The sequence below is a fragment of the Streptomyces sp. TAA204 genome (genome assembly GCF_000424965.1).
In genome coordinates, this window is sequence record NZ_AUKW01000029.1 from 1 (window position 1) to 8,873 (window position 8,873).

Below are 8,873 nucleotides of genomic sequence, written 5' to 3' on the forward strand. Positions count from 1 at the left end.
CGCTCACGGTCCTGCCCGTACGTCGCCAGCAACGCCTGCGCCTCGATCGGATCACCCAGCGACGTCCCCGTCCCGTGCGCCTCCACCACATCCACATCACCAGCGGACAGACCAGCACTGGCCAACGCCTGACGGATCACCCGCTGCTGCGACGGACCATTCGGAGCCGTCAAACCATTCGACGCACCGTCCTGATTCACCGCACTACCCCGCACCACCGCCAGCACCCGATGGCCGTGACGCTCCGCATCCGAAAGCCGCTCCAACACCACCAGCCCGACACCCTCGGAGAAGCCCGTCCCGTCGGCGGAGTCGGAGAACGCCTTGCAGCGTCCATCGGCGGCCACTCCACGCTGCCGGGAGATCTCCACGAAGGTCGCAGGTGTGGACATGACGCTCACACCTCCGGCGAGCGCCAGGTCGCACTCGCCCTGCCGGAGGGACTGTGCGGCCCAGTGCATCGCGACCAGCGACGACGAGCACGCCGTGTCCAGGGTCACGGCGGGGCCTTCAAGGCCGAGGGTGTAGGCGACGCGGCCGGAGGCGACGCTCGGGGAGCTGCCCGTGCCGTGGTGTCCTTCGAACTCTCCGCCGAGGAGTTGGGCGTAGTCGTTGTACATCACGCCCGCGAACACGCCGGTCTGGCTTCCGCGCAGTGACAGGGGGTCGACGCCCGTACGCTCCAAAGCCTCCCACGACGCCTCCAGCAGCAGCCGCTGCTGCGAGTCGGTGGCCAGCGCCTCACGCGGCGACATACCGAAGAAGGCGGGGTCGAACTCGCCGGCGTCGTGCAGGAATCCGCCCGAGCGCGTGACGGAGGTGCCGACGCGTTCGGAGTTCGGGTGGAACAGGGCGTCCAGGTCCCAGCCCCGGTCTGCCGGGAACTCGGAGATGGCATCCGTGCCTTCGCGTACGAGACGCCACAGCTCCTCCGGTGACGTGACGTCTCCCGGGAAACGGCAGGCCATGCCGACGATCGCGATGGGGTCGTCGTCGACCGGAGGCAGGGCCCTCGTCGGCACCAGCACGCCCGTCTCGGCGCCGAACAGTTCGTCCCGCAGGTGCTCGGCGAGGACTGTTGCCGTCGGGTGGTCGAAGACCAGGGTGGCGGGCAGGCGCAGTCCCGTGACGTCGGTGAGCCGGTTGCGCAGGGCCACCGCCGTCAGCGAGTCGAAGCCCAGCTCGCGGAAGGCCCTGGTCACGTCGACGGTGGCGGCGTCGGCGTGACCCAGGACCGCCGCGACCTCGTCGCGGACCAGCTCTGTGAGGGCGTCGAGGCGTTCACTCCCGCCCAGCGCCGTCAACCGCTGCACCAGTGTGCGAACGGTCTCCGAGCCGGCGACGGAGCGACGCGGCCGGCTCCGGATCAGGCCGCGCAGCAGTGGCGGCACGTCACCCTGGCGGCGCAGCACCGGCAGGTCGAGCCGTGCGGGCAGTACGGCCGGTTCGCTGCCGGCCACAGCGGCGTCGAACAGCTCGAGGCCCTGCTCCTGCGACAGCGGCGGCATGCCCGAGCGCTCCATACGCTGCATGTCGGCTTCGGACAGGGTTCCGGTCAGGCCGACCGTCTGCTCCCAGGCCCCCCAGGCCAACGAGACACCGGGCAGGCCGAGTTGGCGCCTGTGTTGCGCAAGCGCGTCCAGGAAGGCGTTGCCCGCCGCGTAGTTGCCCTGCCCTGCCGCTCCGAGCACACCCGCGGCGGAGGAGAAGACGACGAACGCCGAGAGGTCCATGTCCTTGGTGAGTTCGTGCAGATGCCAGGCCGCGTCCACCTTCGGACGCAACACCGTCTCCAGCCGCTCCGGCGTCAACGACTCGACCACACCGTCATCCAGCACACCTGCGGTGTGCACGACGGCGCGTACGTCATGCTGCTCCAACAGCTCTGCCAGTGCCTCGCGCCGGGTCACGTCGCACGCGGCCACGCGAACCCGGGCGCCCGACTCCGAAAGAGCACCGACCAGCTCTTCCACGCCGTCCGCGTCCGAGCCGCGGCGGCTCACCAGCAGCAGGTCCCGTACACCGTGCTCGGCCACCAGGTGCCGGGCGAACACGCCGCCGAGACCGCCGGTGCCGCCAGTGATCACGACGGTGCCGTCGGCGTCCCAACCGGACGCCTGCTGCGGCGCGTTGACGTCGGCCCGCGTCAGACGGGCGACCCGAATCTCACCCTCACGTATCGCCACCTGCGGCTCGTCCACCGCCAGCGCGCTCCGAACGGCGGCGAGAGACGTCTCGTCCGCGTCCACATCCAGGAGACCGAAGCGGCCCGGGTGCTCCGACTGCGCAGAACGCACCAGACCCCACACCGCCGCAGCCGCCACGTCCTCACCGGACACCGCACCACGTGTGACGAACACCAGCCGCGCCCCAGCAGGACGTTCATCGGCCAGCCACTGCTGAAGCAGGCCCAGCACACGCCCGGTCACGGCATGCGCGGCCTCGGCCACGTCACCGTCCGCGTCACCCACCACCGGCACCAACACCACACCCGGCACCGGCACTTCATCGCCGGCGGCCACCACCGACGCCAGATCGGGCCGGACATCCACCGTGACGTCCTCGCCGTGCACCGCGCGGCCGACGCCGAAAGCGTCCTCGCCGATGACTGCCACGGAATCCGGCGTGCTCCCGCCATCGGTCGCGACGACCCATTCGACGCCGAACAGCGCGTCTCCCGCGGCATCCGGGGCAGCGAGCTGCTCAGCGGAGACCGGGCGGGTGGCCAGCGATTCGACAGCTGCCACCGGCGCACCGGCCGGGTCCGCCAGGGCGACGGCCATGACACCGTCGGCACCGTGCGTCAGACGTACCCGAACGGTGGAGGCGCCCGTGGCGTGCAGCGACACGCCCTCCCAGGAGAAGGGCAGACCGGCCGTGCCGTCCTCGGTCAGCAGCGCCGCGTGCAGAGCGGCGTCCAGCAGTGCGGGGTGCAGGCCGAAGCCGTCGGCTCCGGTCTCCTCGGGCAGGGCGACCTCGGCGAAGATCTCGCCTTCCGCTCCCCGCCAGGCGGCGCGCAACCCCTGGAAGGCGGGTCCGTAGTCGAAACCGGCCTCTGCGGCGAACCGCTCGTAGCAGCCCTCCACCGGCAGCGGCACCGCACCGGTGGGCGGCCACACGGCCGCGTCGAACTCGGCGGCGCCTCCGCCGGCCGAGAGCGCGCCCGTGGCATGTTCCGTCCAGGGCGTCTCGGCTGCGCCGTCGCCTTCGGGGCGGGCGTGCACGGTGAGTGGCCTGCGACCCGCCTCGTCGGGGACTCCGGCCCGGATCTGTATGTGCACCGCGCCGCGCTCCGGCATCACCAGCGGCGCGGTGAGCGTCAACTCGTCGATGCGGTCGCAGCCGACGTCGTCGCCTGCGCGGAGGGCCAGTTCGACGAAAGCCGCGCCCGGCACGAGCACGCTCCCGTATGCGGCGTGGTCGGCGAGCCAGGGGTGCGAGCGCAGGGAGAGGCGACTGGTGAACAACACGCCTTCCGCACCGGCCAGTTCGACTGCCGCGCCCAGCATCGGGTGTTCGACGGCGTTCATTCCGAGACCGGACGCGTCGCCCGCGCGTACGGAGGTCTCGGGCCAGAACCGCTGCCGCTGGAAGGCGTACGTCGGCAGTTTCACCTGCCGCGCGCCCGTGTCCGCGAAGAACGCGTCCCAGCGCACCGGCACGCCTTGCACGTACGCCTCGGCCAGCGACGCCAGCATCTTGCCCCAGCCGCCCTCGCCCCGCCGCAGTGAGCCGAGGACGATGCCCTTTGCTCCGGCGTCCTCGAGGGTCTGCTCCACACCGACGGTCAGGACGGGATGGGCGCTGGGTTCGATGAACACTCGGAACCCGTCGTCGAGCAATTGCCGTGTGGCCTGCTCGAATCGGACCGGATGCCGCAGCCCCCGGTACCAGTAGTCGGCGTCGAGTTCGGTCGTGTCGATCAGGCCCCCGGTGACCGTGGAGTAGAGCGGTACGTCGCCTGCGCGGGGGGCTGTGGCGGCGAGTTCGTCCAGCACACGGTCGCGTATGGCTTCGACATGCACGGTGTGTGAGGCGTAGTCGACGGGGATGCGGCGGGCCCGGATGCCGTCCGACTCGCAGGCTGCGAGGAGTTCGTCGAGGGCCACCGCGTCCCCGGCGACGACCGTGGAGGCGGGACCGTTGACGGCGGCGATCTCCAGTCGCCCGTCCCAGCGTTCCAGCCGTGTCCGTGCCTCCTCGACGGGGAGCGGTACGGACATCATGCCGCCGTCCCCGGTGAGGCATTCGCCGACTGCCTGGCTGCGCAGGGCCACGATCCGTGCCCCGTCCTCCAGGGTGAGGGCGCCCGCGACGACTGCGGCGGCGATCTCGCCCTGGGAGTGGCCCACCACTGCGGCTGGTTCCACTCCGAGGGAGCGCCACACGTCGGCCAGCGCCACCATCACGGCCCACAGCACGGGCTGTACGACGTCCACGCGTTCGAGGGAGGTTGTGCCGTCTTCCGTGTCTGCCGCTTCCCCCTCGTCCGCTTCGCCTTCGCCCGCCGTGCCTTCCTCGTTGCGCAGCACATCGAGAAGGGACCAGTCCACGAACGGTGCCAGAGCGGCGGCGCACTCCTCAAGACGCGCTGCGAAGACGTCGGAAGTGGCAAGCAACTCCCTTCCCATTCCGACCCATTGGGAGCCCTGACCGGGGAAGACGAAGACGGTCCTGCCTGCCGCGGCACTCGTCTTCCCGGGAGCCGTCCCGGCACTGCCGGCGGCGACACCTCGCACGAGCCCGGCGGCGGGCCTGTCGTCCGCGAGGCAGCGCAGCGTCCGCAGCAGTTCGTCACGGTCGGCGCCGAGCACCACCGCGCGGTGCTCGAACGCCGAGCGGGTGGTCGCCAGCGAGAACCCGGTGTCGACCGGGACGGAGGTGGACTCGCCCTCCACGAGCGGTATGAGCTGCGCTGCCTGCGCGCGCAGCGCAGCCGCCGTCTTTCCGGAGACCACCCACGGGACGACGGAGGGCATGAACGCGGGGGCGCGTCGGGCTTCGGGCAGGTCAGGCAGCGACGTGGACGACGATGTGGACCCGGGGGTGTCGTCTCCGGCGAATTCGCTGTCGGGTGCGACCTGTTCGAGGATGAGATGGGCATTGGTGCCGCTCACCCCGAAAGAGGAGACGGCTGCCCTGCGGACCCGCTCGCTCTGCGGCCATTCGCTCTGCTCGGCGAGGAGTTCGACGGCACCGGCTTCCCAGTCCACGTGGGACGAGGGCTCGACCACGTGCAGCGTCCTGGGGAGGGTGGCGTGGTGCAGTGCCTGGACCATCTTGATGACGCCCGCGACACCGGCGGCGGCTTGAGTGTGCCCGATGTTGGACTTCACGGAGCCCAGCAGCAGCGGCCGTTCACGGTCCTGGCCGTAGGTGGCCATCAGGGCCTGGGCCTCGATGGGGTCGCCCAGCGACGTGCCCGTGCCATGTCCTTCGACCGCGTCGACGTCGGCCGTGGACAGTCCCGCGCTGGCCAGCGCCTGGCGGATGACACGCTGCTGGGACGGCCCGTTCGGCGCGGTCAGCCCGTTGGAGGCGCCGTCCTGGTTGACGGCGCTGCCACGCAGCACAGCCAGCACCTCGTGTCCGTTGCGCCGCGCGTCGGAGAGCCGCTCCAGTGCGACCAGCCCGACGCCCTCGGCCCAGCCGACGCCGTCGGCCGAGTCCGAGTACGCCTTGCACCGGCCGTCCGCCGACAGGCCGCGCTGGCGGGAGAACTCCACGAAGGTGCTGGGCGTGGACATCACTGTCACACCGCCGGCCAGCGCCAGTGAGCACTCGCCCTGCCGCAGCGCCTGGGCGGCAAGGTGCATGGCGACCAGCGACGACGAGCAGGCCGTGTCCACGGTCACGGCCGGGCCTTCGAAGCCGAAGGTGTAGGAGACGCGGCCCGAGGCGATGCTGCCCGCGCTGCCCTGGCCCTGGTGGCCTTCGAGTTCTCCTCCGCCGAGGATGGAGGCGTAGTCGTTGTACATCGCGCCCGCGAAGACGCCGGTACGGCTGCCGCGCAGGGAGGCGGGGTCAACCCCCATACGCTCCAGGGCTTCCCACGTCGCCTCCAGCAGCAGCCGCTGCTGCGAGTCGGTCGACAGCGCCTCACGCGGCGACATCCCGAAGAAGTCGGGGTCGAACTGGTCGGCGTCGTGGAGGAATCCGCCCGAGCGCGAGTAGGACGTCCCGATGTGGTCGGGGTCCGGGTGGAACAGTGACTCCAGGTCCCAGCCACGGTTGGTGGGGAACTCCGATATGGCGTCGGTGCCTTCGAGCACGAGCTCCCACAGCTCCTCCGGCGAGCTGACGCCACCGGGATACCGGCAGGACATCCCCACGATCACGACCGGGTCGTCCGTGACAGGGGGCAGCGCGTGCACCGGCACGGGCAGCATGTCCGTGTCAGCACCGAAGAGTTCGTCCCGCACATGCTCGGCGAGAGCCACCGCGGTCGGATAGTCGAAGACCATGGTGGCGGGCAGCCGCAGCCCGGTGACCGCCGCGAGACGGTTCCGCAGCTCCACAGCCGTCAGCGAGTCGAAACCCAGGTCCTGGAAGGGCCGCGCTCCGTCGATCTCACCGGCGTTCGCATGTCCCAGTACGGATGCGACTTCGTGCCGCACCAGGTCGAGCAGGTACTCCCGACGCTCGGCCTGGTCCAGCGCCGACAAGCGCTGCACGAGCGACGCCGCCGTCTGCGAACCCGCGACCGAACGACGCGAGCGGGTGCGGATCAACCCCCGCAGCAGCGGCGCCACCTCGCCTGCCTCCCGCAGCACGGACAGGTCCAGCCGCACCGGCAGAACGACCGGTTCACCGCTTGTCAGCGCGGCATCGAACAGCTTCAGGCCCAGGCCGACGTCCAGCGGGGGGACACCGGAACGTGCCATGCGCCCGGCGTCCGCGTCGGACAGGCCGGCAGTCATTCCGCTGTCCTGCGCCCATGCGCCCCAGGCCAACGAGAGCGCAGGCAGACCTCGTTGGCGGCGGTGCTGCGCGAGGGCGTCCAGGAAGGCATTGCCCGCGGCGTAGTTGCCCTGACCGGCCGTGCCGAACGTACCGGCAACGGAGGAGAAGACGACGAACGCCGACAGGTTCATGTCCTGGGTCAGTTCATGCAGATTCCACGCCGCATCCACCTTCGGACGCAACACCGCATCCAACCGCTCCGGCGTCAACGACTCGACCACGCCGTCGTCCAGCACGCCGGCCGTGTGCACCACAGCACGCACCTCGTGCCGCTCCAGCAACCCCGCCAGGGCGGCACGGTCGCCCACATCACACGCCGCGACCTCAACCCGAGCGCCCTCCGACGCCAGTTCCGCGACCAGTTCTTCAGCGCCGTCGGCGTCCATGCCGCGGCGGCTGACCAGCAGCAGATCCCGCACACCGTGCTCGGCCACGAGATGACGGGCGAACACGCTGCCCAGACCGCCCGTACCGCCGGTGATCAGGACAGTGCCCTCCACATCCCAACCAGCCTCGTCCTGGGGCACAACGAGACGGGCGAGACGCGGCACCAGAAGCCCGCCCTCACAGACCCTCACCTGGGGCTCGTCGACGCCCAGTGCCTGCGGCACGACAGCCGCGGACGCCTCCGAGGCATCCACATCCAGCAGACCGAACCGACCCGGATGCTCCGACTGCGCAGAACGCACCAGACCCCACACACCGGCGGCCGCCACATCCTCACCCGACTGAGCACCCCGCGTGACGAACACCAACCGCGAACCGGCAAACCGCTCATCGGCCAGCCACTCCTGCACCACACCCAGCACACGCGCAGTCAGAACATGCGCGGACCCGGCCACGCCACCGTCCGCGTCACCCACCACCGGCACCAACACCACACCCGGCACCGGCACTTCATCACCACTCGCCGCGAGTGCTGCCAGATCGGGCAGTTCGGTCAGCTCCGCCCCGCCTTTTCGGACCGCCTGGGCGATTCCAAGCGCGTCGGGCCCAAGCATCCCCATGTGCTCGACTGCGGCGCCGCTCTGAGCGGGCGTCCACGCGACCTCGAAGAGTGAGTCCCGTGCGGCACCTCGGTCGTGGAGTTGCTCAACCTGCACGGGCCGAGTGGCCAGCGACTCGACGGAGGCCACGGGTGCACCGGCGGAGTCCGCTACCGCAATCGCCATCGCGCCGTCGTCGCCCCGTGTCAGCCGTACACGTACCTCCGAGGCACCGGACGCGTGCAGCGACACACCCTGCCAGGAGAACGGCACGGCTCCACTGCTGCTTCCGGAATCGTCGGAAAAGGCCACCGCGTGGAGGCCGGCATCGAGCAGGGCGGGGTGGATGCCGAACCTGTCGGCGCCGGTGTCCTCCGGAAGGGCCACCTCGGCGAAGACCTCACCGTCGTCTCCCTGCCAGGCGGCCTTCAGCCCCTGGAAGACGGGCCCGTACTCGAACCCGGCCTCGGCGAACCGCTCGTAGCAGCCCTCCACCTCCACCGGCACCGCACCCACAGGCGGCCACACCGACGCCTCGAACTCAGCGGGCCCACCCTCTCCTTCGGCCAGTACGCCGCCGGCGTGCTCGACCCACGGCAGATCCTCACCGTCCGCAGGCCGCCCGTAGACCGTGACCGTACGACGCCCCGAACTGTCCGGCGCCTCAACAGCCACCTGCACCTGTACAGCGCCCTGCTCCGGCAGCACGAGCGGCGCGGCCAGCGTCAGCTCTTCGATGCGGCCGCAGCCGACCTCGTCACCCGCACGAACCGCCAACTCCACAAACGCCGTCCCGGGGAAGAGCACCCGCTCCATCACCACATGGTCAGCAAGCCACGGATGCGACCGCAGCGAGAGACGGCTGGTGAACAACACCCCACCGCTCTGGGCCAACTCAACCTCAGCACCCAACAGCGGATGCTC

The 8,873-nt window shown here is 70.7% G+C and carries 1 protein-coding gene; it reads right to left on the reverse strand.

Annotated features, from left to right (window positions below; genetic code table 11):
• Nucleotides 1-8,873 (reverse strand): type I polyketide synthase (locus H343_RS32685; RefSeq protein WP_199778990.1); only part of this gene is annotated, 8,873 nt, incomplete at both ends.